The following is a 26,045-nucleotide window of genomic DNA, read 5'->3' as shown; positions in this document are numbered from 1 at the left end:
GTGCCAGGCAGCAGCCAGCGCAAGGGAGCCATTCGGAAGAAGCCGCGGGGCAATCCGACGGCCGGTTCCGGTGGCCGGGTCCGCCGCGGTCTCGAGGGCAAGGGCCCGACGCCGAAGGCGGTGGACCGGGTCAAGCACCCGGCGCACAAGCGGGCGAAGGCGGCCGAGCGCGCCAAGGAACGCGAGACCCGCAGCCGCCGTCCGGCCCGCAAGGACGCCGACTCGACGGTCGAGTGGGTGTACGGGCGGAATCCGGTCGTCGAGGCCCTCCGGGCCGGCGTCCCGGCCTCCGCGCTGCACGTTGCCGAAGGCACCGAGCGGGACGCCCGGCTGCGCGAGGCGCTGCTGGTCGCGGTCGAGACCGGCGTCTCGGTCCTCGAGGTGCCCCGCTCCGAGCTGGACCGGGTCACCGCGGGCGGCTCGCACCAGGGCGTCGCGCTGCAGATCCCGCCGTACGAGTACGCGCACCCCGACGACCTGCTGCAGCGGGCGTACGACGCGCACGAGGTGCCGCTGATCGTGGCGCTCGACGGCGTCACGGACCCGCGCAACCTCGGCGCGATCACCCGTTCCGCGGCCGCGTTCGGCGCCCACGGCGTCGTCGTCCCGGAACGTCGTACGGCGTCGATGTCGGCGTCCGCGTGGAAGACGTCGGCCGGCGCCGCGGCCCGGATCCCGGTCGCTCGCGCCGGCAACCTCAACCGCGCCCTCAAGTCCTACAAGGACGCCGGCCTGCTGGTGATCGGCCTGGACATGAACGGCGAGGTCGACCTGCCGGAGTTCGAGGCCGCCACCGAGCCGATCGTCCTGGTGATCGGCTCCGAGGGCAAGGGCCTCGCCCGCCTGGTCCGCGAGAACTGCGACCTGATCGTCTCGATCCCGATGACCAGCGCCACCGAGTCCCTGAACGCCGGCATCGCCGCCGGCGTAACCCTCTACGAAATCTCCCGCCGCCGCGGTTAGAACGTGAGTGTGGGGCCGGGAGATCGCTCCCGGCCCCCACTCATGTCCGGATCAGTAGACGCTCACGCCGTAGCGGGAGAGGGCTTCGGTGACGGGCTGGAAGTAGGTGGTGCCGCCGGAGGAGCAGTTGCCGGAGCCGCCGGAGGTGAGGCCGAGGGCTACGGTGCCGGCGAAGAGGGCGCCGCCGGAGTCGCCGCCTTCGGCGCAGACGGTGGTCTTGATCAGGCCGCTGACGGTGCCTTCGGCGTAGTTGACGGTGGCGTTCAGGCCGGTGACCGTGCCGCTGTGGACGCCGGTCGTGCTGCCGCTGCGCTTGACCGCCTGGCCTACGGACGCGTTGCCGGCGGATGTGATGTCCTGCGAGGAGCCGTTGTACAGGTCGACCGTCCCGGGCGGGGTGCTCGCCGACGAGCTGTACTTTACGATCGCGTAGTCGTTGCCCGGGAAGCTCGAGCCGTACGTCGTCCCGAGCAGCGTGGTCTTGGCGGAGTTCGAGTACCAGCTGGACGCGATGTTGCCGCAGTGCCCGGCGGTCAGGAAGTAGTACGTGCTGCCGCTGCGCACGTTGAAGCCGAGCGAGCAGCGGTACTGCCCGCCGTAGATGGCGTCGCCGCCGGCGGCGTACTTGGTGAGCTTGCCGGACATCTTCTCGAGCTTGATCCGGCTGCCGAACTGCTTGGTCACGCCGGTCAGCTGCGCCAGCTTCGCGCCGGTGACCGTGTCGTCGTACGACACGATGATCCGGCCGTTCGGGTCGGTCTCCCAGGCGGTGCCGGGGATCGTCGCGTTCTCGGCCAGCGTGGACGAGATCGCGGCGGCCGACAGCGTGGCCGGGTTGACCGGTGCGGCCGAGGCCTGCGTTGCCAGAAGTCCGGCGGCAGCAAGCCCGGCCGCGGCCAGGAGTGCGGTGGTACGGCGGAGTGGGGACAGATTCATGGTTTCAGCCTCCTCACGATGAGGACGCCTTCGGGGCGGGGCGTCCTTGACTTCAACCGTGACGAGTCCTACCCACTATCTCGCTGAGTATTCAGGCAGTCTCGGAGCGTAGGGGAAACCTGCGCTCAGTAGATGTAGACCCCGTACGCGTTCAGCGCCTGCACGATCGGCTGGAAGTACGTCACGCCGCCCTGCGTGCAGTCACCGGAGCCGCCGGACGTCAGCCCGAACGCGTACTGCCGGTAGAACAGCGGGCCGCCCGAGTCGCCCGGCTCGGCGCAGACGCTGGTCCGGATCAGGCCGACCACGCGGCCGTCGCCGTAGTTCACCGTGGCGTTCAGGCCGGTGACCCGGCCACTGTGTAGGCCGCTGGTAGCGCCGGAGCGGTACACCAGCTGGTTGAGGCCCGGGTTCATCGCCTTGGTGATGTCCTGCGAGTGGCCGTTGTACAGGTAGACGCTGCCGCCCGGGGGCTTCGTCTTGATGTCGGTGCGGTACACGACCAGCGAGTAGTCGTGGTAGGGGTACGTCGCGTTCCAGACGGCGCCGGTGTAGACCTTGTGCGCCTGGTCCTGGTACCAGCGGGCCGCGTCGACGCCGCAGTGGCCGGCGGTGAGGAAGTAGTACTTCCCGCGGCGCTGCACGTTGAACCCGACCGAGCACTTGTACTGGCCGCCGAACGTCGCCATGCCGCCGCTGATGTACTTCTGCAGCTTGCCGGGCAGCTTCTCCATCGTGATGTTGGTGCCGAGCTGCTTGGTCAGGCCGGTGAGCTTGGTCAGCTTCGTACCGGTGACCGTGGAGTCGTACGACACCACGACGGTGCCGTCCGGCTTCGTCATCCACGCCGTACCCGCGGTGTGGATCTGGTCGTTCAGAGTGGCGGTGATCGCCTTGGCGGACAGGCGAGGCGGCTTCACCGGATCTGCCCCGGCCGGCGCGGCGGCGGTGAGGGCGAGGGCGGCGGCCGCCACCACGGCCGCGGTTCGTCGGAGAGATTTCATGGTGATCAGCCTTCCGGGGCGTACGGCTCTGATGCACGAGATGGCAGCAAGAGGACGATGACCCACCCTAAGGGGACGGCTGGTTCAGTCGAGCCTGAGGGAGTGCAGGACGAAGGAGGCCAGTTCGCGGTACGCCTCGGCGTCGTTGAGGCCGGTGCGGCGGGCGATGTCGCCGCGCTGGATCGCCTGCATGGTGTGCGCGATCATCTCGGCCGCGAACGCGATGTCGACCTGCCGGAACGTCTTGTGGTTGATTCCGTCCTCGATCAACTGCCGGACCCGCTCGGCGGCGATCCGGGTGTTCCGCTCGTACACCGACCGGGCCGGCGCGAAAGTCGCGACGTCGTCGAGGAAGGTCCGGCTGGCGGGCCGGAGCGCGTCCGCGACCGCGCCGAGGTACGCCGCGATCCGCCGGTCGTGCCGGGTCTGCCGGGCGACCGCGGACTCCACCTGCGCGGTGGCATTCTTGAAGTAGTGCTTGACCACCTCGACGGCGAGCTGTTCCTTGCTCGGCGCCAACGCGTACAGGGTCGTCTTGCTGCAGCGCAGCTCGGCGGCCAGGTCGTCCAGGGTGAAGCGGCTGAACCCCTGCTCGAGGAACAGGGACAGGAGCCGGTCCAGCAGCTCGGACTGCCGGCGGGTACGTCGGCCCGGAACGACTGTTGTCATATCGAGACAGCATAGAACGATACTGCATTAGGTGCGTCAGTATCGTTCGGAGTATCATTTCGTCAGCTGTTGAGAGGGGGTTCCTGATGGCTGTCGACCGACTCCTGCCGACTGACGAATCCATTGACCTGCTGGCCCTGGTCCGCGACCTGTGCGACCACGAGCTGGCTCCGCACGCCGCGCACGCCGAGGAGACCGAGGCGTTCCCGCGGGACGCGTTCCGGACCCTCGGAAAAGCCGGCCTGCTCGGCCTGCCCTACCCGGAGCAGTACGGCGGCGCCGGGCAGCCGTACGAGGTGTACCTGCAGATGCTGGAGGAGATCGCGTCCGCGTGGATGTCGGTCGGCGTCGGCGTCTCCGTGCACACGATGACGTCGTACGGGCTGGCCACGTTCGGTAGCGACGAGCAGAAGGACCGGCTGCTGCCGGACATGATCGGTGGCGAGCTGCTCGGGGCGTACGCGCTGTCCGAGCCGCAGGCCGGGTCCGACATCAGCTCGATGACCACCCGCGCCGTCCGCGACGGGGATTCGTACGTGCTGAACGGTACGAAGGCGTGGATCAGTCACGGTCCGTACGCCGACTTCTTCACCACGTTCGCCCGTACGTCGGACGACCGCAAGCACGGGATCTCCGCGTTCCACGTCCCGGCCGGCGTCGACGGCCTGAGCTTCGGCGCGCCGGAGCGGAAGATGGGCCTGACCGGGTCGACGACGACGCTCGTGAACTACGACGACGTCCGGATCCCGGCGGAGAACATGATCGGCGCGGAGGGCGACGGGATGCGGATCGCGCTGTCCGCGCTCGACTCCGGGCGGCTCGGGATCGCCGCCTGCGCGGTCGGCCTGGCGCAGGCGGCCCTCGACCTCGCGACGTCGTACGCGAAGGAACGGCAGCAGTTCGGGCAGTCGATCGCGGACTTCCAGGGCATCCAGTTCCTGATCGCCGACATGTCCGCGGCGGTCGAGTCCGGGCGGGCGACGTACCTGCACGCGGCCCGGCGGCGCGACCTGGGCCGGACGTTCACGCGGGAGGCGGCGATCGCGAAGCTGGTCTGCACGGACGCGGCGATGAAGGTCACCACCGACGCGGTCCAGGTGCTCGGTGGGTACGGTTACACCCGGGAGTTCCCGGCCGAGCGCTACATGCGCGAGGCCAAGGTGACCCAGATCTTCGAAGGTACGAACCAGATTCAGCGACTGGTGATCAGCCGCGATCTCTTGAGGAGCATTTGATGGAGTTCAGCCCGTCCGACGTCGCTCTCGTCACCGGTGGTGGTTCGGGCCTCGGGGAGGCGACCGTTCGGCGGCTGGCGGCGGACGGGCTCGGCGTGGTGATCGTCGACCTGCCGTCGTCGGCGGGCAAGGCGATCGCGGAGGAGCTCGGCGACCGGGTGGTGTTCGCGCCTGCCGACGTCACCGACGAGGCGGCCGTGACCGCCGCGCTGGATGCCGCCGCGGAGCTCGGGACGCTACGGGTCGTGGTGAACTGCGCCGGCGTCGCGACCCCGGGCCGGGTTGTCGGCCGGAAGGGTCCGTTGCCGCTGGCAACCTTCCGGCAGGTGATCGAGATCAACCTGATCGGCACCTTCAACGTCCTCCGGCTGGCCGCCGAGCGGATGATCGCGTCCGAGCCGAGCGACGACGGCGACCGCGGCGTCGTGGTGATGACCGCGTCGATCGCGGCGTACGACGGTCAGATCGGGCAGGCGGCGTACGCGTCCAGCAAGGGCGGCATCGTCGCGCTGACGCTGACCGCCGCGCGCGACCTCGCCGACAAGGGGATCCGGGTGGTGACGATCGCGCCCGGCACCATGGAGACGCCGATGCTCGCCGGCCTCCCGGAGGAGACCCGCACGGTCCTCGAGCAGCAGGTCCCGCACCCGTCCCGGCTCGGCAGGCCAACCGAGTACGCCGCGCTGGTCCGGCACATCCTCGACAACCAGCTGCTGAACGGCGAGGTCATCCGCCTCGACGGCGCCCTCCGGATGCCGCCGCGCTGATGCGCGTCCCCGCGATCCTGCTGCGCGCGGGTTCGCCGTTCCTCCAGCTGTGGTGGCGGATCCGCAAGCCCACCACCTTCGGCGTGAAAGCCCTGCTGCGCCTGCCGGACGGCCGCTTCCTGGTCGTCCGGCACTCGTACGCCGACACCCGCCGCTGGGCGCTGCCCGGCGGCGGCTACAAACCCGCCCGGGAAACGCCCGCCGAGGCGGCCGCCCGCGAGGTCCACGAAGAACTGGGCCTGACCATCCGCCCGGCCGAGTTCAGGGTCCTGGACACGACCGTCACCACCCTCGAAGGCAAACGCGACACCCTCACGATCCTGACCGCACTCTCGGTGTCCTCCGAGACCACACTCTCTTCGGAGATCGCCGAGGCCCGTTGGGTGAAAGACCTTCAGGAATTGGGTGATGCACCGCTTTCGAGATGGTTGCTTTCGGCCCTCATCGAATAGTTCCGCGGCCTTTCGGGGTGACCCGAAAGCAGGTGCGGGCCTCGTGGCCGGTCGACATGCTCGAAGTGTTCGGACCAACCACGAAAGGGACGGATCATGAGTATTCGCAGGGTTTTCTACGGTGTCCTCGCCGGTGCGGCGATCACGGCCGGCGGCCTCGCCGCCCCGGCAGCGCAGGCGGCGCCGGCGACCACAGCGCCGGCGGTCACGGCGGCGGCGGTCACGGCGGCGGCGCCGACGGTTGTTGCCGGTGACAACTGGGAGTACGTGGGGGACTTCTTCTGGCAGTCGGACTGTCACGCGGCCGGTGCCGCCGGCACCAAGTGGACGAAGTACAAGTGCATCAACGGCTCGGCGTTCCCGGGCGACGACTACGAGCTGTGGGTCGTCTACAAGTAGGCCACCGCGGAGACCGTGTCCGGGGTGGTCCCCGGACACGGACTCTTTCGTCAGAGTGGCGCGCTGAGCTCGAGCCAGCGAACTCCGTGCGCGGGGACGGTGTACACGCGTTCGGTGGTAGGCGTGCCGGTCCACAGATCGCGGACCGGGGCGGGGAGCTCGTCCGGGAGCGCTACTTCTCGGGGGCCAGCGCCTGTCCAGAAGAGTGCTGCGTACGAGTTGGTGTCGCCCTGGGCGGTCCAGACGATCAGCTCGCCGTCGTCCAGCGGTTCGCGGACGGTCTCCCGGGCGTCGGACGAGGACCGCAGTACCTCGGCGAGTGCCGGATTCGTCAACAGGGCAAGGGTTTCCGGCGGGGTGGTCGGCAGGTCGCCGCCCATCATCAGCGGCGAGCGGCCCATCACCCACAGCGTCAGCAGGGTCTGCTGCTCGTCGGCGGTGAGTCGGCTCATTCGGTCGTCGCCGCGCTCGGCGCGGATGCCGATGTGGCCGAGCGGGAGCATGTCCGCGTCCGCCCAGCCGCCGTCCTGCTGGAACGGCGCCCATCGCGCCAGCCGGGCGAACTGGGCGTGCACGTCCTCCCACCGGTCCCACAGGTCGTCCGAGATCCGCCACATCCGCGCGTTCGCGCGCAGGTGGTCCAGGTGGTGCGTGGACAGGTGCGTCCCCGGCGACAGCGACAGCGCGATGTCCCGCCCGCTCCGCTCGATCGCCCGCGCATACGCCGCGATCTCCCGGTCGTGGTACGGCGCCAGCATGTCGTCGGCCTTGACGAAATCCACACCCCACGCGGCGAACTGCGCGACCTGCGCGTCGTAGTACGCCTGCGCACCGGGGTGGTCCTGGTCGAGCCCGAGGTTGTCCGGGTTCCACGTGCAGACGTGGTCGTGGTCCGCGACATCGCGGGCCGTCCACTCGGTCCCGTACACCGGGAGGTCCAGCTCGACCGCCCGGCGCGGGATCCCGCGCATGATGTGCAGCCCGAACTTCAGCCCGAGCGCGTGCACCTTCTCCGCCAGCGGTCCGAAGCCGGCGCCGTCCACGGCTGAGGGGAACCGCGCCGGCGCCGGCAACTGACGGCCGTACCCGTCCAGGACGACCGGCGCGTTCTCGTTGTAGCCGTGCGACCGCGCGGTCGGGTCGTACCAGGCGATGTCCACGACGACCGTGTCCCAGCCGAACGGCAGCAGTTGGTCGTGCATCACCTGCGCGTTGGCCAGCACCTCGTCCTCGGTCACGGTGGTGCCGAAACAGTCCCAGCTGTTCCAGCCCATCGGCGGCGTCACCATTCGGCGAACGATCCGTCGTCGTGCCGCAGCACGGGGGAGCGCCAGCGGTGCGGCTCCGCGGCCGCCGCGCGGACGACCTCCTCGTTGACCTCGATCCCCAGCCCGGGTCCGGTCGGGCGTTGCACGCGCCCGTCGGTGAACGCGAACACCTCCGGATCCACCAGGTAGTCGAGCAGCGCGTTGCCGCCGCCGTACTCGATGCCGAGGCTCTGCTCCTGGATCAGGAAGTTCGGGATCGCGAAGTCGATCTGCAGGCTCGCGGCCAGCGTGATTGGCCCGAGGGGACAGTGCGGCGCGACGTTCACGTCGTACGTCTCGGCGAGGGCGGCGATCCGGCGGACCTCGGAGACACCGCCGGCGTGCGAGATGTCCGGCTGCGCGACCGCGATCCCGGTCGGGATCACGTCCCGGAAGTCCCAGCGGGAGAACAGTCGTTCGCCGATCGCGATCGGGATGCTGGTCGACTCGGTGATCCGGCGCAGATCGCGCGAGTACTCCGGGGTGACCGGCTCCTCGACGAACATCGGCAGCAGCGGCTCGAGCAGCGGCAGGATCTGCCGGGTGGCCGCCGTACTGAATCGGCCGTGGAAGTCCAGGGCGATGTCGATGCCGTCGCCGAGCGCGTCCCGGAGCGCCTCGACCCGGCTGACCGACGCCCGCAGCTGCGCGGCCGACGGGATCGGCGGCAGCGCCTCGGACAGGTTCAGCTTAAGAGCGGTGAACCCCGCCGCAACCTTGGCCTGCGCCTGGTCGACCAGCTCGGCGTTGTCACGGCCGTGGACCCAGGTGTAGACCCGCGCCCGGTCGCGAACCGGCCCGCCGAGCAGCTCGTGCACCGGGACGTCGTGGAACCGGCCCTTGATGTCCCAGAGCGCCTGGTCGATCCCGGCCAGCGCACTCGACAGCACCGCGCCGCCGCGGTAGAAGCCGCCCTTGGCCATCACCTGCCAGTGCTCCTCGATCCGCAGCGGATCCGCACCGACCAGATACTCCATCAATGCCGCGACCGCGCCCTGCACCGCCTCGGCGCGGCCCTCGACGATCGGCTCGCCCCAGCCGCTGATGCCTTCGTCGGTGTCGATCCGCAGGAACTGCCACCGCGGAGCCACCAGGAACGTTTCGTATCCGACGATCTTCACACGGCCTCATTCGGTTCGTGGGCGGGTGCGGCGAGCAGTGCCGCGACGAGCTGGTCAGTCTGCCGGAGCACCAGGGCGGCGGCTCCGGAGGCCCCGGCGCGGGCGCCGAGGTCGAGCTCGGCGCCGACCACGTCGACGTCCCGGGTCAACGACATCGCGGTCCGGCGGAGCGTGCCGCGGATCGGCTCCAGGATCAGGTCGCCGGCCCGGGCGAGCTCGCCGCCGACGATGATCCGGGCCGGGTTGAGCAGGTTGCAGATGTTCGCGAGCACCCGGCCGGTCAGTTCACCGGCTTCACGGAGCGCTTGTAAGGTTTCCGGCTGTCCGTCCGCTGCGGCGGCGAGCAGTTCGTCGAGGCCCGCGTCCGCGCCGAGCACCGGCTCGAGCTTCGCGAGCACGGCCTGCAGCGACGCGTACTGCACCAGGCAACCGCGATTCCCGCACGGGCACGGCGCGCCGGAGGTATCGGCGGACAGGTGGCCGAGCTCGCCGCCACCACCGCGGGCGCCGCCGTGGTGCAGGTTGCCGTCGACAAGCATCCCGGAGCCGATCCCGGTCGAGAGCCCGACATACAGCACATCGTCGAGATCGCGGCCGGCGCCCCAGGTGAACTCCGCGACCGCCTCCAGGCGGGTGTTGTTCTCCACCAGCACCGGCACGGTGAGATGGCGGCCGAACTCGGCCGCGACGTTGACCCCGGCCCAGGCCTGCCCCGGTAACGACGGGCCGACCACACCGGTCTGCAGGTCGAGCGGACCGGGCACGCCGATCGCGACGCCGACCAGGTTGGCGCGCTCCAGCCCGGCCTGGGTGAGCAGCTCGTCGAGCAGCGTGAGCCCGGCCGTCAGCCGCTCCTGCCACGGGGTGTCCGGCGCTGCCCGCACGCCGTCGCTGGCGAGCGTCGCCCCGGACAGATCGGTGACGTGGCACCAGACCCGCTCGAGGGTGAAGTCGAGGCCGGCGGCAGCGCCCGCGGCCGGGTTGGCGCGCAGGAAGCCGCGGGCCCGGCCGTCGACCTCGGACGCGTCGATCCCGGCCCGCGCCGCCTGCTCGCCGTGCACCTCGATCACCACGCCGCCGACGATCAGGTCGGCGGTGATCGTCGACACCGTCGTCCGCGAGACGCCGCAGATCCGCGCCAGCTCGGCCCGGTGCAGCGCGCCGTGCTCCATCAGCGCGGACAGCATCCGCTCGGAGTTGGTGCGCCGTAGCGCTCGGAGAGATCCGGTGTCCTTCGCAGCCACGACGTCGAGTATCCGGGATCGAGGCCACCGGAGTCAATTCAACTGACAGTCTGTGTACGAAGACTTGACACAAACGCCGAACTGCTCGAACAATTTCGCCACAGCCCCGGGGATCGCCCCGGGCCCGGCGACCGGATGACCGACATGGACGGTGCGCAGAACGGCAAGCTGCCGCTGGTGGTGATCACGGGCGGGCTGGGGCGCGTCGCGACCGCGGTGCTGCCGTGGTTGCGCAAGCAGTACCGGGTCCGCCTGGTCGACCGGGCCGTGCCGTCCGGGCCGAGCGAGCTGCAGGCGGTGCAGGCCGACATCGGCGATCCCGATGCGGCCCGCGAGGTCCTGTCCGGTGCCGACGCCCTTCTGCACCTCGCGGGCAACAGCAGCCCCTGGCAGAGCTGGGACAGCGTGTACGCCGCGAATGTGTGGCCGACCCAGGTGGTGCTCGAGGCTGCCCACGCCGTCCCGAAGATCGTGCTCGCCAGTTCGTTGCACGCGTCGGGGGAGCACAACCGGCGGCAGTACTGGCCGGTCGATCCACGGCTCGATCCGCGCCCCTGCTGTCCGTACGGGCTGGGCAAGGCGGTGCTGGAGGCGCTCGGCCGGATGCATGCCGGCCGCACCGGCGCCTCGGTCACCTGCCTGCGGCTCGGCCTGACCGGCTGGCCGCTGACCGAACGCCGCTACCTCGGGCAGTGGCTCTCCGACGACGACGCCGGCCGCCTGATGCTCGCGGCGCTGCAGGCCCGCGAGCGGTTCGGCGTCCACTTCGGCGTCTCCGCGAACACCCGCGACCACTGGGACATCACGTCCGCCCGGCACGAGCTGGGCTACCGGCCCGAGGACGACAGCGAAGCCCTCGCCGCGCAGGCAGGCCCGGCGTCGGGTCCCGTCTGCCGGCTGTTCGACCCACAGACTTCCGAATGAGAGGTTGACCATGACCACAACGACCCCGGGGCTGTCCCGCCGCCGGTTCCTGGCCATCGGCGGCGCGGCAACTGGTGGTGCCCTCGCAGTCGGTTGCTCGCCCGCGTCCTCGTCGAACACGCCGGCCGCCGGCGCCGGGACGTCCGCCGCCAAGGGCACCGTGACCGTGATGTCGCAGTCCGGCGAGTTCGGCCCGAAGGAGGCCAAGGCCGCCGGCCAGGCGCTCGGCGTGACCGTGAAGACGGTCGAGTTCGACCTGACCAAGCTGACCGCGATGCTGGCCAGCGGGAATCCGCCGGACGTGGTCCGCGGTACCGGCGCCACCGAGACGGCGTACCTGGCCGCCCGCGAGGTGGCCGAGGACCTCGATCCGTACTTCGCGAAGAGCTCGCTGATCAAGGCCGACGACATCGACCCGGTGAACGACCTGTGGCGGTTCGACGGGCAGAAGCAGGGCGCCGGCCCGCGGTACGGGTTCGCGAAGGACTACTCCCAGGACGCCATGCTCTGGTACAACGGGACGCTCTTCGACGGCGCCAAGGTTCCGCACCCGAGCGCGGACAAGCCGCTGTCGTACGACGAACTGCTCGACCTCGGCAAGAAGCTGACCAAGCGGCAGGGCGCGAAGATCAGCGTCTACGGGATGAACCCGGCCGGCAGCAGCGTCTTCGTCGCGCTCTCCACGATGGTCGCCTCGGCCGGCGGCAAGGTGCTCGCGGACGACCTGGCGTCGATCGACCTGAGCAGCCCGGAAGCGCTGAAGGCGATCGGCTGGTACCTCGACTACGCGAAGGCCGGCATCGGCCCGACCGTGCTGAACCCGGACCCGAACGGCTGGGACGGCCCGACCTTCCAGGCCGGCCGGATGGCGATCGCCACCGACGGGTACTGGTTCGGCGGCGTGTTCAGCAGCGACCCGAAGCTGGCGACCGCGGCGCATCTGCTGCCCGCGCCGCAGTTCGGCGACCAGCGGATCAGCCCGTGCTACGCGGCCACCGGCCTGTGGATGCCGAAGGCCGGCAAGAACAAGGACGCCGCCTGGGCGGTGATGGAGTGGTACCTGGCCGGCGATCCCGCCAAGGAGCGGGCGAAGAGCGGCTGGGGCATCCCGGCGCTGAAGTCGTTGCGCGACCTGATGCCACGCACCAAGCCGTACCAGAAGGAGGCGTACGACGTTCAGCTCGCCGAGCAGAAGTACTTCTCGGTCTCGACGTTCACGCCGTACGCGCGGATCGATGCCATCGAGGGGATCATCGGCCGCGAGTTGCCGAAGGCGATCAAAGGCGCGAGCTCGGCGGCGCAGTTCGCGGACGCGGTGACCAAGCAGGTCAACGAGCAGTTGGCGGACGGAAAGAAGCGACTCCGGTGAGCTCGACGACGACGGAAGCGCGACGATCCGCGGCGCCGGCTCTGGTGACGTCGCGGGAGCGCCGGAAGAAGCCGCCCAGCCTGAAGCGGGCGCGCACCTTCTACCTGTTCGTCGCGCCGTGGGTGCTCGGGTTCGTCGGGCTGACCGTGTTTCCGCTCGCGTATGCGTTCTGGCTGAGCCTGACCGACTCCGACGGGCTGTCGCCGCGGACGCACTTCGTCGGCTTCGACAACTACCTCGAGGTGTTCCGCGATCCGTTGACGCTCAGCTCTCTCGGCAAGACCGGGCTGTTCGCGCTGATCACGGTGCCGCTGTCGATCCTGGCCGGGCTGTTGCTCGCGGTGATGCTCAACCAGCCGATCCGGGGCCGTGGTCTGCTCCGCGGGCTGATCTACCTGCCGGCCGTGGTGCCGCCGGTGGGTGCCGCGCTGACCTTCCGGCTGATCTTCGACCGGGACGCCGGTGCCGCGAACGGCATCCTCAGCGGTCTCGGGGCGAATCCGATCACCTGGCTCGTCGACCCGAACGTCCGGTACGTCCTGTACGCGCTGGTGTTGTGGGGCTGCGGCGGGTCGATGATCATCTCGCTCGCGGGCCTGCAGGACATCCCGAAGGAGTTGCAGGAGGCCGCGCTCGTCGACGGCGCGTCGTACTGGCAGTCGTTCACCCGGATCACCGTGCCGTTGCTGTCGCCGGTGATCCTGTTCCAGGTGATCACCGGGATCATCGGATCGCTGCAGTCGTTCGCGCCGCTGCTGCTGTCGTCCGGGACGTTGAGCGGCGCGGGGACGGTGCCGCAGGGCAACTACCTGTACATGATCCACGTGTTCGCGCAGTACTTCAGCGCCGCCCGGTTCGGGTATGCGTCGGCGATGCTGTGGCTGCTGTTCGGTGTGATCCTGCTGGTCACGCTGGTGATCCTCAAGGTCAGCGCGCGCACGGTCTTCTACACCGTCGAACCGGAGGGCCGCCGATGACCCGCTCCTACCGCTGGGCGCTGTACGTCGTCCTGCTGGCCGTCGTCCTGGTGATGCTGAGCCCGATCGTGTGGCTGGTGTCGACGTCGCTGAAGTCCCCGGCCGAGATGGCGTCGTTCCCGCCGACCTGGTGGCCGGCGCACCCGCGGCTCGCGAACTACAGCGACGCCGTCAGCAAGGTGAACTTCGTCGGCGCTGCCCGGAACTCCCTCACGATCGCGCTGATCAGTACGACGCTGACCACGTTGAGCTCGGCGTGGGTCGGGTTCGGGTTCGCGCGGCTGACGGCGCCCGGGAAGAAGCAGCTCTTCGTGATTCTGCTCGCCACGATGATGCTGCCCGGGATCGTCACGCTGGTCCCGACGTACCTGATCTTCTCCAAGCTGCACATGGTGAACACGTACTGGCCGTGGGTCGCGTGGGGCCTGGGCGGGAGCGCGTTCCTGATCTTCCTGTTCCGGCAGTTCTTCGCCGGGATCCCGCGGGAGATGGAGGAGGCGGCGATCATCGACGGCTGCGGGTACATCAGGATCTTCTGGCGGATCTTCCTGCCGCAGTCCTGGCCGGTGATCGCGGCGAGCGTGATCCTGTCGTTCACGCACGCGTGGGGCGACTTCGTCGGACCGGCGATGTTCCTCAGCCAGGACAGTACGACGCTCGCGGTCGCGATGGCGTCCGGGTACGTCAACAGCCAGGGTCTGCCGCTCAACAACCTGGTCGCGGCCGGGGCGGTCCTCTACGTGCTGCCCGTCCTGCTGCTGTTCCTCTTCATGCAGCGCCGGTTCGTCAGCGGGTTCAACACGTCCGGGCTCAAGTAGTCAGCGGGCCGTGTCAGTACTCACAGGTCGCGGCCGCGGTGACTGCGCGGGGCCGGGAGCAGGTACTTCGTGGGTGGGCTGGGGATGTGTGGTGCTGTGCAGCGCGGTGATCGCGATGGCGACAAAAGCGACCACGAGGGCGCTGATGGCAAGGGTTGCTCGACGGCGGTGTAAGCGGGCGTGGACGGCGGGGAGGAGGTTGTCGTTGGTCGGAGCGTTCGCCGCGTTCGCCGCGTGTTTCGCCAGGCTGTCGGCGACGAGTCGTTCCATCACTGCGTCAAGCTCCACACTCAGATCACGCTGGTGCGGGCCCGAACGTTGCAGGTGTCAGTCAGGTTCCGGCAAGGTCGGCGTCGGCAGCGCGAGCTTCTCGTCGGGCTTCGCAGCGAGTACGTCGTTCACGTACGAGCGGGCCGCCTCCATCGTGTCGACCTCGTGGCCGGCCTGCTCGGACAGGAACCAGCGGTGTTCGAGTACCTCGTGGAAGATCTCCGCGGGCTCGAGCTTGCGGCTCAGGTTGCGCGGCACCGAGCGGACGACGGGCTCGAACACCTCGGTCAGCCACTGGTGCGCGACGATCTCCTCGTCCTCGTTCTGCTGGTCGGTCGCGGCGGCGAACGAGTCCAGGTCGTTCAGCAGCCGCCGCGCCTGGTTCTCCTCCACGTCCAGCCCGGTCAGCCGCAGCAGCCGCCGCGAGTGGTGGCCGGCGTCGACGACCTTCGGCTGGATGCGGACCTGGCTGCCGTCCCAGTCGGTGATGATGTCGATCTCGGCGACGTCGAAGCCGAGCTCGTTCAGCCGCCGGATCCGCGAGTCCAGCCGGTGCATCTCGTCGTTCGCGAACTCCTCCGGCGCGGTCAGCTCCGCCCACAGCGCCTCGTACCGCTTCTGGATCGACTCGACCGTCTCCTGCGGGTCGATCGACTCGTCGAGCAGCCCGCCCTCCTGCAGGTCGAGGAGCTCACCGAACAGGTTGATCTCGGCCGTGTACAGGTCGTGCGCGCGCTGCCCGTCGGAGATGTCCTGGTGCAACTCGCCCGTCTCGGCGTCCACGAGGTACGCCGCGAACGCACCGGCGTCGCGGCGGAACAGCGTGTTCGACAGCGAGCAGTCGCCCCAGAAGAACCCGAGCAGGTGCAGCCGGACGATCAGCGCGACCAGTGCGTCGATCAGCCGGTTCACGGTGTCCGGGCGGAGCGTGCTGGAGAACAGCGCGCGGTACGGCAGCGAGAACTGCAGGTGCCGGGTGATCAGGATCGAGTCGATCGGTTCGCCGCTGCGGTCGACCCGGTCGGTGATCACGCCGACGGGTTCGACCGACGGCGCCTCCAGACGCTCGAGGTCGCGGAGCAGCCGGTACTCGTGCATCGCCAGGTGCTCGAGGACCTCCTTGATCGCGTACACGCTGCCGTTGACGCGGACGAACCGGACGACATGCCGCGAGATACCGCGCGGCAGCGCGACCAGTTGGTCTTCGGGCCAGTCCTCCAGCGGGATGTCCCACGGGAGCGAGAGCAGACCGGTGTCCGGGCGGGTGGCGACGAATCGAGGCACGACCACCAGTCTGTCAGGAATCTTGAGTGTTCAGGGAGGCGCGCAAGCTCTTGCAAGAACTTGCGCGATCTGGCGTAGAGTTTGCGCCATGACTCGACGACTTGCAGAGGTGGCCAAGAAGGTCGGCGTCAGTGAGGCCACGGTCAGCCGGGTGCTCAACGGGAAGCCGGGCGTCTCCGACGCCACCCGGGAAGCGGTGCTCACCGCGCTGGATGTGCTCGGGTACGAGCGGCCCACCCAGCTGCGTGGCGACCGGGCGCGGCTGGTCGGGCTGGTGCTGCCGGAGTTGCAGAACCCGATCTTCCCGGCGTTCGCCGAGGTTGTCGGCGGAGCACTCGCGCAGCAAGGTTTCACGTCCTTGCTCTGTACTCGCACGCTCGGCGGCGTGTCCGAGGCGGACTACGTCGACCTGCTCCTGCAGCAGCAGGTGTCCGGCGTGGTGTTCGCCGGCGGGTTTTACGCGCAGGCCGACGCGCCGCACCAGCACTACGAGCTGATCCAGGAGCGGAAACTGCCCGCCGTCCTCGTGAACGCGGCGGTCGACCACCTCGGCTTCCCGCAGGTCTCGTCGGACGACCATGTCGCCGCGGAGATGGCGATCGGCCACCTGCGCGCGCTCGGGCACCGGCGGATCGGCATGGTGCTCGGGCCGCGCGACCACATCCCGTCGCGGCGGAAACTGGACGCGTACCTGGCCGCCGAGGACACGGACGCGGAGCTCGTCGAGCACAGCATGTTCTCGCTCGAGGGCGGGCACGCGGCCGCCACCAAGCTGGTGAACGCGGGCGTCACCGGCATCGTCTGCGCCAGCGACATCCTCGCGCTCGGCGCGATCCGCGCGGTCCGCCGGGCCGGGCTGAGCGTGCCGGACGAGGTCTCGGTCATCGGGTACGACGACTCCGCGATGATGAACTGCACCGACCCGCCGCTGACCACCGTCCGGCAGCCGATCGACGCGATGGGCCGGGCCGCCGTCGACATGCTGGTCGCGCTGATCGAGCGCGCCACCGTCCCGGCCGACGAACTGCTCTTCGAGCCTGAACTCGTCGTCCGCGCCTCCACCGCGCGGGCCCGCACGTAGGGCGTGTCTGGCAATTCCCCGCCTACTGCGGGGCACCCGGCACGGCTTCGCTACGGCGCGGAATCACCAGACACGCCCTAGCCTCCGCGCACACCCCAGCAGCCGCTGACCGATCCGGTCGGCGGCTGTTGTCGTCTGCCCAGTGGCAGGCAATCTCCCATGAGAAGTCATGTTTTTGCAATTTCAAATCGAAGTATTGCGCTCATGGATCCAGTTCCCTACGGTGACGGCACCAGAAAGGGAGAGGGTGGACATGACCACAACGCGTCGCGGGCTCAGCCTGCTGCTGGTGATGGGACTCGGGCTGGTGACCGCGTCCTGCGGGACCGACAAGAAGCCGGCGGGGGACTCGGCCGGTGGGCAGGTGACGATCACGGTCGGCTGCGAGCCGCCGAAGAGCAATCCGAAGGAACGCGCCGCCTGGGAGGCGGACGTCACCACGTTCCAGAAGGCGCACCCGAACATCACGGTCCAGGGGAAGGACGCGTTCCCCTGCATCAACCCCGACACGTTCCAGGCCAAGCTGGCAGGCGGGACCCAGGAGGACCTGTTCTACGTCTACTACACCGACGTACGGAAGATCATCGAGAAGAAGCAGGCCGCGGACATCAGCCAGTATGTCGGCAGCGTCGGCGCGGTGAAGGACCTGCGGCCGGACGTGATGGGCGTGTTCAAGGACGGCGAGAAGACGTACGGGCTGCCGCGCAACAACTACAACATGGGCCTGGTCTACAACCGGAAGCTGTTCACGCAGGCCGGGCTGGACCCGGCGAACCCGCCGAAGACGTGGGACGACGTACGGGCGGCGGCGAAGAAGATCGCGGCGCTCGGGCCCGGGTACGTCGGGTTCGGCGAGTACTCGGCCGGGAACACCGGCGGATGGCACTTCGCGGCGGAGCTGTACGCGCGCGGCGGGTCGATGGTGAGCGACGACGGGAAGACCGCCGCGTTCAACAGCGACCAGGGCAAGGCGGTGCTGGAGAACCTGCAACGGATGCGCTGGGACGACAACTCGATGGGCAGCAAGCAGTTGCTGCAGTGGGCGGACCTGATGCGCATGATGGGCGGCGGCAAGCTCGGGATGATGATCGGGGCGCCCGATGTGGTGCAGTCGGTGAACAACGACTTCAAGGGCAAGTTCGACGACTACGGGGTGACCGCCGTACCGGAGTCGGGCGGGCAGTCGTCGCTGAGCGGGGGCGACGGGTACATGTTCAACCCGAAGGCGTCGCCGGAGAAGATCAAGGCCGGGTTGCAGTGGTTGGAGTTCCACGAGCTGACGCCCGGGCAGGGGCAGTTCAACTACGCACGAGCGAAGGAACAGGGCCGGCCGGTCGGGTTGCCGATTCCGGATCTGTACGGCGACAGCGCGCCGGGGCAGCAGATCAGCGCGCTCCGGAAGCAGTACGCGACGGTCCCGGTCGACAACTTCACGCCGTACGTCGAGGCGCAGGGCAAGATCACCAACAAGCTCGAACCCCCGAAGGCGCAGGAGCTGTACGCCGTTCTCGACGTCGCGATGTCCGCGGTGCTGACCCGCAAGGACGCCGACATCACCAAGCTGCTGTCGGACGCAGAGTCCAAAGCCAACAAGATCCTGGCGAAGAACACCTGATGACAGACGACACCACAACAAACCCCCGCCGCCCCCGCTCCGCGGGGACGGCGGGCGGTGGGAAGGACAAGCCGCCGGGCACGGCGGGCGGTGGGAAGGACAAGCCGCCGGGCACGGCGGGCGGTGGGAAGGACAAGCCGCCGGAGGCGGGGACGGTCGGTCGTGGGGAGGACGGGCTGCCGGAGGTGGGGATGGCGGGTGGTGGGGAAGCTCAGCCGCGGGAGGGGGTGAGGGCGGCAGGTCGTGGGAAGGGTGAGCTGTCGGAGGCGGGAGTGGGGAAGGGAGGTGATGAGGACGCTCAGCTGCGGAAAGTGGTGGGCGGTGGTGACCTCTCATCCACCGGTAGTGCGGGTGCCCTGCGGAGGGCGGTTGGGCGGAATTTGACCGCGTATGGATTCTTGTGTGGGGCGTTGGTCTGTTTCGCCTTGTTTTCCTGGTATCCGATGGTGCGGGAGATCGTGCTGAGCTTTCAGGAGAACAACTTCGTCGACCCGGGGAAGTGGGTCGGGTTCGACAACTTCAGGACGGTGTTCGCCGATCCAGCCTTCGCGGTGGCCTGGTTGAACACGGCGGTGTTCAGCGGGCTGGCGTTGGTGATCGGGTACGCCGTGCCGTTCGTGCTGGCCGTCGTACTCAACGAACTGAAGCACGCGAAGGCCTACCTGCGCTTCGTGGTCTACCTGCCGGTGATGCTCCCGCCGGCGGTCGCCGTGCTGCTGTTCAAATGGTTCTACGACCCGGGCTCGGGGCTGTTCAACCAGGTGCTCAAAGTCGTACATATCCCACCACTGAGCTGGCTCGACTCCACGAACACGGCCCTGATCAGCCTGGTGATCGTGTCGACGTGGATGAACCTCGGCACCGGCACGCTGATCTACCTCGCCGCGCTGCAGAGCATCCCGGGCGACCTGTACGAGTCCGCCGAGCTCGACGGCGCGGGGCTGCTGCAGCGCGTCCGGCACGTGACGATCCCGCAGACCAAGCTGATCCTGCTGGTGATGCTGCTGCTGCAGATCGTCGCCACCATGCAGGTGTTCATCGAGCCGTACCTGCTCACCGGCGGCGGCCCGGAGAACGCGACCGTCACCGTCGCCTACCTGATGTACCAGTACGCGTTCAACTTCGGCGACTTCGGTGGTGGGTCGGCGCTCGGGCTGATGTTGATGATCGTGCTGCTGGTGTTCTCCGCCGTCTATCTGCGGGTCTCGCGTGAGGAGAGCGCGCGATGAGAACTCTCGTGTCACCGCTGACGTTGCGCACGACGCGCGGCCGAGCCGTCTACTGGACGGTCCTCGTAATGACGGTCGTCGGCTTCACCGGCGCGTTCGTGTTTCCGCTGTACTGGATGGTGACCGGCGCCCTCAAGTCGCCCGACGAGCTCGCGGAAATCCCACCGAGCTTCTTTCCGAAAACGGTTGATTTCCACGTGTACGTCGACGCGTGGCAGCAGCTACAGCTCGGGGTGTTCCTGAAGAACACGGCGATGTACGCGGGCGGCGCCTGGCTGTTCACGCTGGCCGTCGACGTGACGGCGGCGTACGCGTTGTCGAAACTGCGTCCGGTGCTCGGCAAGCTGGTGCTCGGCGCGATGCTGGCGACGCTGATGATCCCGCCGATGGTGCTCCTGCTGCCCATGTACCTGGTGGCCAAGGACGTGCCGATCCTGCATGCGGATCTGCTGAACACCCCGTGGGCGATCTGGTTGCCGGCGGCAGCGAACGGTTTCTTCGTGTTCCTGCTGAAGCGTTTCTTCGACTCGATCCCGAAGGAGTTGCTGGAGGCGGCGGAGATCGACGGCGCGTCCCCGTTCCGCATCCTGTGGTCGATCGTGCTGCCGGTGTCGCGCCCGATCATCGGCGTGGTGTCGATCCTGTCGGTGGTCACGGTCTGGAAGGACTTCGTCTGGCCGCTGCTGGTGCTGCCGGAAACCGACAAGATGTCGATCAGCGTCGGCATCGCGTCGCTGTCCGCGCAGATGCCACAGAACGTGCTGATCGCCTCTCTGGTGATCGCCAGCCTGCCAACAATCCTTGTGTTCTTCGTGTTCCAGCGCAGCATCATGGCGGGTCTCACCGCCGGAAGCCTGAAAGGTTAGGAGATTCGATGGGCGGCGAGTGGTGGCGGGGAGCTGCGATCTACCAGGTGTACTTGCGGAGTTTCGCGGATGGGAACGGTGACGGCGTCGGGGATCTCGCGGGGCTGCGGGAGCGGCTGGGGTATCTGGCCGACCTGGGCGTGGACGCGATCTGGCTGAATCCGTGGTACCCGTCCCCGATGGCCGACGGCGGGTACGACGTCGCCGACTACCGCGCGATCGACCCGGCGTTCGGCACCCTCGCGGAGGCGGAGGCGTACATCGCGGAGGCACACGCGCTGGGCATCCGGACCATCGTCGACATCGTTCCGAACCATGGGTCCGACCAACAGGACTGGTTCCTCCAGGCGCTCCAGGCCGGACCAGGATCCCCCGAGCGTGACCGCTTCCTCTTCCGCCCCGGCAAGAACGGTGGACCGCCCAACGACTGGCAGTCGATCTTCAACGGACCGGCCTGGACACAGGTCGAGGACGGCGAGTGGTACCTGCACCTGTTCGCCCCGGAGCAGCCCGACTTCAACTGGCGCAACCCGGAGGTCGTCGAGGAGTTCCACGACGTCCTCCGGTTCTGGCTGGACCGCGGCGTCGACGGCATCCGGATCGACAGCGCCGCCGTCCTGTTCAAGGACCTCGACAGCGCCACCGAGTCGTACACGGACCACGACGAAGTACACGAGGTGTACCGCGGCTGGCGCCGGATCGCTGACAGGTATGACGAGAGGTTCTTCGTCGGCGAGATGTGGATGCCCGACCAGGAACGGTTCGCGCTGTACCTGCGCCCGGACGAGATGCAGACCGCGTTCAACTTCGACTTCCTGTCCCGCCCGTGGGACGCCGCCGAACTGCGCGCCTCGATCGACCTCACGCTCTCCACCCACATCCCGATCGGCGCCCCGCCCACCTGGGTCCTCTCGAACCACGACGTCACCCGCCCGGTCACGAAGTACGGGCGGTCCGACACCTCGTTCTCGCACCAGGACCGCAAGCACGGAGTGCCCACCGACCCGGTCCTCGGCGAACGCCGCGCCCGCGCCGCCGCACTCCTCGCGATGGCGCTGCCGGGCGGGCTCTACGTCTACCAAGGCGAGGAGCTCGGCCTCCCCGAGGTCGAGGATCTGCCGGACGACGTTCTCCAGGACCCGATCTTCGCACGGTCGAACGGCGCCGACCGGGGGAGAGATGGTTGCCGGGTGCCCCTACCGTGGTCGGGCAACGAACCACCGTTCGGCTTCGGCGACGGTACGCCGTGGCTCCCGCAACCCCGCGACTGGAAGAACCTGACCGTCGAAGCGCAGACCGAGGACCAGAACTCGATGTTGTCCTTGTACCGCAACGGCCTGAAGCTGCGCCGGGAGCTGCTCGGCGACGGGGCGTTGGTGTGGTGGGAGTCCGGGCCGGAGGTGTTGGCATTCCAACGAGAGCGGCTCACCTGCGTCACCAACTTGAGCGACAAAGCGGTAGACCTGCCGCCGTACGAGGAGCTGCTGATCTCCAGCGTTCCCCTCGACGGCGGCAGGCTTCCGAGCGACGCGACCGCCTGGCTCAGGTGAGTGTCTTGAACCGTCGCAGTCGCAGGCTGTTCGACACCACGAACACTGAGCTGAACGCCATCGCGGCGCCGGCCAGCATCGGGTTGAGCAGGCCGGCGGCCGCGAGAGGCAGGGCGGCCACGTTGTAGGCGAAGGCCCAGAACAGGTTGCCCTTGATCGTGCGGAGGGTGCTGCGGGAGAGCCGGATGGCGTCCGCGGCCGCGCGCAGGTCGCCGCGGACCAGCGTCAGGTCGCTCGCCTCGATCGCGACGTCCGTACCGGTGCCCATGCTCAGGCCGAGGTCGGCCTGGGCGAGGGCGGCCGCGTCGTTGACGCCGTCACCGACCATCGCGACCACACGGCCCTCGTCCTGCAGCTTCTTCACCGCGTCGACCTTCCCGGCCGGGAGCACCTCGGCGATCACGTCGTCGATCCCGACCTCGGCGGCGACCTTCGTCGCCACGGCCTCGTTGTCCCCGGTCAGCAGGACCGGCCGCAACCCCAGTTGGCGAAGCTGCCGGATCGCCTCCACGGACGTCGGTTTCACGGTGTCCGCGACGACGAGTACGGCGCGTGCCTCGCCGTCCCAGCCGACCGCGACCGCCGTACTGCCCTCCGCCTCGGCGTGTTCCTTCGCGTGCGCCAGATCCGCGGGCAGGTGCTGGCTCCACTCCTCCAGCAACCGCGTCCGCCCGACGAGTACCGCGTGCCCGTCGACGATCCCCTGCACACCGAGCCCCTCGACGTTCCCGAAGTCCTCGACCTCGGGCAGCTTCCCTTCGAGGGCGGCCGCCCGGGCGACGGCCTGGGCGATCGGGTGCTCGCTCGAGTGCTCGAGCGCCCCGGCCAGCCGCAGTACCTCGGATCGCTCCTGACCGGGAGCCAGCAGTACGTCGACCAGCTCCATCCGGCCCGTGGTGACGGTGCCCGTCTTGTCGAGTACGACGGTGTCGACCCGGCGCGTGGACTCCAGCACCTCCGGCCCCTTGATCAGGATCCCCAGCTGCGCGCCCCGGCCGGTACCGACCATCAGCGCGGTCGGCGTGGCCAGGCCCAGCGCACACGGGCAGGCGATGATCAGTACGGCGACCGCGGCCGTGAACGCGACCTCCACCGGCGAACCGTTGCCGAGCCAGAACCCGAGGGTCGCCAGCGCGAGCCCGATCACGATCGGTACGAAGATCCCGGACACCTTGTCGGCCAGCCGCTGGACGGCGGCCTTCCCGTTCTGCGCGTCCTCGACCAACCGAGCCATCTGCGCGAGCTGCGTGTCCGCGCCGACCCGGGTCGCCCGTACCACCAGCCGGCCGCCCGCATTGACGGTCGCACCAACGACCGCGTCGTCCGGGGCCACCTCGACCGGTACCGATTCGCCGGTCAGCATCGACGCGTCGACCGCGCTGCTGCCGGTCACCACCACACCGTCGGTGGCGATCTTCTCGCCCGGCCGGACGACGAACTCGTCACCCACGACGAGCTGGTCGGCCGGGATCCGGGTCTCGGTCCCGTTCCGCAGTACGGCGACGTCCTTCGCGCCGAGCTCCAGCAGCGCCTTGAGCGCGGCGCCCGAACGGCGTTTCGCGCGGGCCTCGAAGTACCGCCCGGCGAGGATGAACGTGGTGACGCCGGCCGCGACCTCGAGGTAGATCTCCTCGGCGCCGCCGCCCCGGGACGGGATCAGCGTGAACGGCATCTTCATCCCGGGCGCGCCGGCCGAGCCGAGGAACAGCGCGTACAGCGACCAGAGGAACGCGCTCACCACGCCCAGCGAGATCAGCGTGTCCATCGTGGCGGCGCCGTGCCGCAGGTTCGTCCAGGCGGCCTTGTGGAACGGCCAGGCCGCCCACGTCACCACCGGGAACGCCAGCGTCAGCGACGCCCACTGCCACGAGTCGAACTGCAGCGCCGGGATCATCCCGAACGCGATCACCGGGACCGCGAGCGCGATGCTCGCGATCAGCCGCTCCCGCAGGGGTTTCAGCTCGTCCGGTGCCTCCGCGGACGGCTCGACGGCCGGCGACGGCAGCGCCGCCGTGTACCCGGTCTGCTCGACAGTGGCGACCAGGTCGTCGGTCGAGATGCCGTCGTCGTACGTGACCTTCGCCTTCTCGGTGGCGTAGTTGACGGTCGCGGTGACGCCGTCCATCCGGTTCAGCTTCTTCTCCACCCGGGCCGCGCAGGAGGCGCACGTCATGCCACCGATGATGAGCTCGACGGACTGACCCATGATGTGTTGCCTCCGCTCAGTGTCCATGGGGCGTTTCCGCGTGCCCCGGTGTGGTGGTTGTTGCCTTCGATGGGACGATCGTCGTCCCGTTCGCGCCGACCTCGACGGTGAACTCCGCCGTGTGGACGGCGCCGCCGTGCTGGAAGTCCAGGAACAGGCTGTAGGTCCCCGCGGTCGGGAAGGTGGTCGCGAACTTGATGTCCGGGCCACCCTTCGCCCCCGGCTCGGCGTGCTCCGCCGGGTGGTTGTGCAGGTAGGCCAGGTCCCCGCCGCGCAGCGACACCAGGTGCCCGAAGGCGCCGAGGTACGGCTGCAGGTCCGTGACCGGCTTGCCGTCCTTGCTGACCTCGAACGTCAGCTCGGACTCCTTGCCCGCGACGGGCGTGCCTGCCAGCGTCACGTCGTACCCGTGGAAGCTGTACACGCTGGCCGGTTCGGCGACCGGGACCGGGACGTACATCCCGGTGACGTTGACGTCCGTACCGAGCGTGATCGTGCTGTCGTGCCCGGCCGGCTGGAAGTCGGCGTACAGCCGCCACGTCCCGCCCGCGGTGAACGTGAACGGGATACTCCACGTCCCGTCCGCCGCCAGCACCGGATGCACGTGGTGGAACCCGGACAGGTCCCGCCGTACGACGATCAGATGCAGGTCCTTCTCGTGCGTCTTCGTGTACTTCGTGACCGGCTTGCCGTCCGGCCCTTGGATCGTGAAGCGCAACTCCGACTTCGTACCGCCGGTGAAGAACGTCTTCGCCGGCGCGAACGTATACCCCTGGTCGGACACGGCCAGCCCCGGGACCTGCCCGCCGGCGTCGTGCCCACCGTGTGAGCCTTGCTCCATTCCACCCATCTCCTCTCCGTGCGCAGGCGCCCCGGAGGTGTCGTCGGCCGCCGCGATCGGATCAACCGCGGCCCCGATGCCGAACGCCGCCCCGAAGGCCAGCACGACCGCACCGGCGAACGCGCCGAGCCGGAGCGCAGCGGCCCGGTTCACGACGCCGCCAGTTCGTAACCCGCCTCGTCGACGGCAGCCCGGACGGCGGACTCGTCGAGCGCGGCCTCACTCGTCACATGCACCGCGGAGGTGCCACCGGCGACGAGATCGATCTTCACGTCCTGGACCCCGACGAGCTTGCTGATCTCCTCGGTGACCGCGGAAGTGCAGTGCCCGCAGGTCATACCGGACACGGAGTAGGTAGCAGTGGTGCTCATATCAGTTCTCCTTGCTCGAAACGGGTTATGTCATTCGGTGGAGGTTGGTGCAGCTACAGGATGTGGCGCTGAGAGCTGCGGCTGGTCGGGCTCAGCTGCGGACGAGGCGGGCGATCGCGTCGGAGGCTTCACGAACCTTCTCGTCGGCCTCCGGACCACCCTTCTGCGCAGCCTCGACCACACAGTGCGACAGATGCTCGTCGAGCAACTCCAACGAGAAGGACTGCAGTGCCTTAGTGGCCGCCGACACCTGAGTGAGGATGTCGATGCAGTACTGATCCTCCTCGACCATCCGCTGCAGCCCCCGAACCTGCCCCTCGATCCGCCGCAACCGCTTGAGGTGCCGATCCTTCTCCGCGCTGTATCCGTGCACGTGCTCGCCGCTCATCTCAACCCTTCCTCACCTCAACTACCCCTCCGGGGTATCTCCACGCTCCCGAAGTTACCCCCTATGGGTATTGAAAGCAAGCCCTGTGCGCATACGGGATGGGGGTATATGCGGATCGTGCCTGCGGGTCACTGACGCAGGTCGGAGGCACGCCTTGCC

Annotated in this window: 26 protein-coding genes; 14 read left to right on the top strand and 12 right to left on the bottom strand. The window is 68.9% G+C overall.

The genetic code is table 11. The features are described 5' to 3' along the window. Positions 1 to 963 (top strand): 23S rRNA (guanosine(2251)-2'-O)-methyltransferase RlmB, encoded by a 963-nt coding sequence (rlmB, locus tag ACXJJ3_RS16980; RefSeq protein WP_458171088.1) that lies wholly within the window; start codon positions 1 to 3, stop codon positions 961 to 963. A gap of 51 nt (positions 964 to 1,014) precedes the next feature. On the opposite strand, the gene ACXJJ3_RS16975 is transcribed toward rlmB, so the two are convergent. From ACXJJ3_RS16975 to ACXJJ3_RS16965, 3 genes are all read right to left on the bottom strand, one after another. After that, the gene (locus ACXJJ3_RS16975) at positions 1,015 to 1,899 is read right to left on the bottom strand and encodes a S1 family peptidase (RefSeq protein ID WP_458171087.1); all 885 of its coding nucleotides are present in this window, start codon (positions 1,897 to 1,899) and stop codon (positions 1,015 to 1,017) included. 125 nt (positions 1,900 to 2,024) lie between these two features. Further along, positions 2,025 to 2,903: a S1 family peptidase gene (locus ACXJJ3_RS16970; protein WP_458171085.1), complete on the bottom strand. Its 879-nt coding sequence runs from the start codon at positions 2,901 to 2,903 to the stop codon at positions 2,025 to 2,027. Positions 2,904 to 2,987: 84 nt separating this feature from the next. Continuing rightward, positions 2,988 to 3,572 carry a TetR/AcrR family transcriptional regulator gene (locus ACXJJ3_RS16965; protein ID WP_344200083.1) on the bottom strand — a complete coding sequence of 195 codons (585 nt, stop codon included), beginning with the start codon at positions 3,570 to 3,572 and terminating at the stop codon, positions 2,988 to 2,990. A gap of 86 nt (positions 3,573 to 3,658) precedes the next feature. Here ACXJJ3_RS16965 and ACXJJ3_RS16960 point away from each other — a divergent pair, with 86 nt between their 5' ends. The 4 genes from ACXJJ3_RS16960 to ACXJJ3_RS16945 all read left to right on the top strand — a co-directional run bounded on the left by ACXJJ3_RS16960 (position 3,659) and on the right by ACXJJ3_RS16945 (position 6,425). Beyond that, positions 3,659 to 4,807, top strand: coding sequence for an acyl-CoA dehydrogenase family protein (locus tag ACXJJ3_RS16960; protein ID WP_458171083.1), 1,149 nt, complete (start codon positions 3,659 to 3,661; stop codon positions 4,805 to 4,807). Beyond that, complete coding sequence (locus ACXJJ3_RS16955) at positions 4,807 to 5,574, top strand: SDR family NAD(P)-dependent oxidoreductase (protein ID WP_458171081.1); 768 nt, start codon at positions 4,807 to 4,809, stop codon at positions 5,572 to 5,574. The genes ACXJJ3_RS16960 and ACXJJ3_RS16955 overlap by 1 nt, the downstream gene beginning before the upstream one ends. After that, positions 5,574 to 6,026 carry an NUDIX domain-containing protein gene (locus ACXJJ3_RS16950; RefSeq protein WP_458171080.1) on the top strand — a complete coding sequence of 151 codons (453 nt, stop codon included), beginning with the start codon at positions 5,574 to 5,576 and terminating at the stop codon, positions 6,024 to 6,026. The genes ACXJJ3_RS16955 and ACXJJ3_RS16950 overlap by 1 nt, the downstream gene beginning before the upstream one ends. 96 nt (positions 6,027 to 6,122) lie before the next feature. Then, positions 6,123 to 6,425 carry a hypothetical protein gene (locus tag ACXJJ3_RS16945; protein ID WP_458171079.1) on the top strand — a complete coding sequence of 101 codons (303 nt, stop codon included), beginning with the start codon at positions 6,123 to 6,125 and terminating at the stop codon, positions 6,423 to 6,425. Positions 6,426 to 6,475: 50 nt separating this feature from the next. Here ACXJJ3_RS16945 and ACXJJ3_RS16940 read toward each other — a convergent pair whose 3' ends face one another. Genes ACXJJ3_RS16940 through ACXJJ3_RS16930 form a run of 3 tightly spaced genes read right to left on the bottom strand, consistent with a single transcriptional unit; the run spans position 6,476 to position 10,097 of the window. Further along, entirely contained in the window at positions 6,476 to 7,714 is a 1,239-nt protein-coding gene (locus ACXJJ3_RS16940) for a glycoside hydrolase family 27 protein (RefSeq protein ID WP_458171078.1), read from the bottom strand. After that, positions 7,708 to 8,853, bottom strand: coding sequence for a galactonate dehydratase (gene dgoD, locus ACXJJ3_RS16935; RefSeq protein WP_458171077.1), 1,146 nt, complete (start codon positions 8,851 to 8,853; stop codon positions 7,708 to 7,710). The genes ACXJJ3_RS16940 and dgoD overlap by 7 nt, the downstream gene beginning before the upstream one ends. Next, a complete protein-coding gene (locus ACXJJ3_RS16930; protein WP_458171076.1) occupies positions 8,850 to 10,097 on the bottom strand; it encodes an ROK family protein in 1,248 nt (415 codons plus the stop codon). Before ACXJJ3_RS16930 ends, dgoD begins: the two co-directional genes overlap by 4 nt. Positions 10,098 to 10,232: 135 nt before the next feature. On the opposite strand from ACXJJ3_RS16930, the gene ACXJJ3_RS16925 reads away from it, so the two are divergent. The 4 genes from ACXJJ3_RS16925 to ACXJJ3_RS16910 are packed head-to-tail and all read left to right on the top strand — an operon-like array spanning position 10,233 to position 14,185. Further along, complete coding sequence (locus tag ACXJJ3_RS16925; protein WP_458171074.1) at positions 10,233 to 11,021, top strand: NAD-dependent epimerase/dehydratase family protein; 789 nt, start codon at positions 10,233 to 10,235, stop codon at positions 11,019 to 11,021. A 10-nt stretch (positions 11,022 to 11,031) separates the two neighbouring features. Next, the gene (locus tag ACXJJ3_RS16920; RefSeq protein WP_458171073.1) at positions 11,032 to 12,390 is read left to right on the top strand and encodes an extracellular solute-binding protein; all 1,359 of its coding nucleotides are present in this window, start codon (positions 11,032 to 11,034) and stop codon (positions 12,388 to 12,390) included. Beyond that, positions 12,387 to 13,367, top strand: a complete 981-nt coding sequence (locus ACXJJ3_RS16915) for a carbohydrate ABC transporter permease (protein WP_458171072.1) — start codon at positions 12,387 to 12,389, stop codon at positions 13,365 to 13,367. The genes ACXJJ3_RS16920 and ACXJJ3_RS16915 overlap by 4 nt, the downstream gene beginning before the upstream one ends. Continuing rightward, on the top strand, positions 13,364 to 14,185 hold the full coding sequence (locus ACXJJ3_RS16910; RefSeq protein ID WP_458171071.1) for a carbohydrate ABC transporter permease: 822 nt from the start codon (positions 13,364 to 13,366) through the stop codon (positions 14,183 to 14,185). Before ACXJJ3_RS16915 ends, ACXJJ3_RS16910 begins: the two co-directional genes overlap by 4 nt. Here ACXJJ3_RS16910 and ACXJJ3_RS16905 read toward each other — a convergent pair whose 3' ends face one another. Further along, on the bottom strand, positions 14,186 to 14,455 hold the full coding sequence (locus ACXJJ3_RS16905) for a hypothetical protein (RefSeq protein ID WP_458171070.1): 270 nt from the start codon (positions 14,453 to 14,455) through the stop codon (positions 14,186 to 14,188). Positions 14,456 to 14,512: 57 nt separating this feature from the next. Next, positions 14,513 to 15,760 carry a DUF4032 domain-containing protein gene (locus ACXJJ3_RS16900; RefSeq protein ID WP_458171898.1) on the bottom strand — a complete coding sequence of 416 codons (1,248 nt, stop codon included), beginning with the start codon at positions 15,758 to 15,760 and terminating at the stop codon, positions 14,513 to 14,515. A 67-nt stretch (positions 15,761 to 15,827) separates the two neighbouring features. On the opposite strand from ACXJJ3_RS16900, the gene ACXJJ3_RS16895 reads away from it, so the two are divergent. The 5 genes from ACXJJ3_RS16895 (at position 15,828) to ACXJJ3_RS16875 (ending at position 22,080) form a co-directional block, all read left to right on the top strand. Beyond that, entirely contained in the window at positions 15,828 to 16,820 is a 993-nt protein-coding gene (locus ACXJJ3_RS16895; protein WP_458171069.1) for a LacI family DNA-binding transcriptional regulator, read from the top strand. A 253-nt stretch (positions 16,821 to 17,073) separates the two neighbouring features. Further along, on the top strand, positions 17,074 to 18,435 hold the full coding sequence (locus ACXJJ3_RS16890; protein ID WP_458171068.1) for an ABC transporter substrate-binding protein: 1,362 nt from the start codon (positions 17,074 to 17,076) through the stop codon (positions 18,433 to 18,435). A 443-nt stretch (positions 18,436 to 18,878) separates the two neighbouring features. Next, entirely contained in the window at positions 18,879 to 19,664 is a 786-nt protein-coding gene (locus tag ACXJJ3_RS16885) for a carbohydrate ABC transporter permease (protein WP_458171067.1), read from the top strand. After that, positions 19,661 to 20,530 (top strand): carbohydrate ABC transporter permease, encoded by an 870-nt coding sequence (locus tag ACXJJ3_RS16880; protein WP_458171065.1) that lies wholly within the window; start codon positions 19,661 to 19,663, stop codon positions 20,528 to 20,530. Before ACXJJ3_RS16885 ends, ACXJJ3_RS16880 begins: the two co-directional genes overlap by 4 nt. An 8-nt stretch (positions 20,531 to 20,538) precedes the next feature. Beyond that, the gene (locus tag ACXJJ3_RS16875) at positions 20,539 to 22,080 is read left to right on the top strand and encodes a glycoside hydrolase family 13 protein (protein ID WP_458171064.1); all 1,542 of its coding nucleotides are present in this window, start codon (positions 20,539 to 20,541) and stop codon (positions 22,078 to 22,080) included. Here the strand turns inward: ACXJJ3_RS16875 and ACXJJ3_RS16870 are convergent. The 4 genes from ACXJJ3_RS16870 to ACXJJ3_RS16855 all read right to left on the bottom strand — a co-directional run bounded on the left by ACXJJ3_RS16870 (position 22,073) and on the right by ACXJJ3_RS16855 (position 25,886). After that, the gene (locus tag ACXJJ3_RS16870) at positions 22,073 to 24,313 is read right to left on the bottom strand and encodes a heavy metal translocating P-type ATPase (RefSeq protein WP_458171063.1); all 2,241 of its coding nucleotides are present in this window, start codon (positions 24,311 to 24,313) and stop codon (positions 22,073 to 22,075) included. The genes ACXJJ3_RS16875 and ACXJJ3_RS16870 overlap by 8 nt on opposite strands. Continuing rightward, a complete protein-coding gene (locus tag ACXJJ3_RS16865; protein ID WP_458171062.1) occupies positions 24,303 to 25,280 on the bottom strand; it encodes a hypothetical protein in 978 nt (325 codons plus the stop codon). Before ACXJJ3_RS16865 ends, ACXJJ3_RS16870 begins: the two co-directional genes overlap by 11 nt. Continuing rightward, complete coding sequence (locus tag ACXJJ3_RS16860) at positions 25,277 to 25,498, bottom strand: heavy-metal-associated domain-containing protein (RefSeq protein ID WP_458171061.1); 222 nt, start codon at positions 25,496 to 25,498, stop codon at positions 25,277 to 25,279. Before ACXJJ3_RS16860 ends, ACXJJ3_RS16865 begins: the two co-directional genes overlap by 4 nt. 91 nt (positions 25,499 to 25,589) lie before the next feature. After that, on the bottom strand, positions 25,590 to 25,886 hold the full coding sequence (locus ACXJJ3_RS16855; protein ID WP_458171060.1) for a metal-sensitive transcriptional regulator: 297 nt from the start codon (positions 25,884 to 25,886) through the stop codon (positions 25,590 to 25,592). Between the last annotated feature and the right edge of the window lie 159 nt (positions 25,887 to 26,045).

It is taken from the genome of Kribbella sp. WER1 (assembly GCF_054189145.1).
Note: the sequence above shows the minus strand (reverse complement) of the source record. Positions and strands in the feature narration are given on the sequence as shown.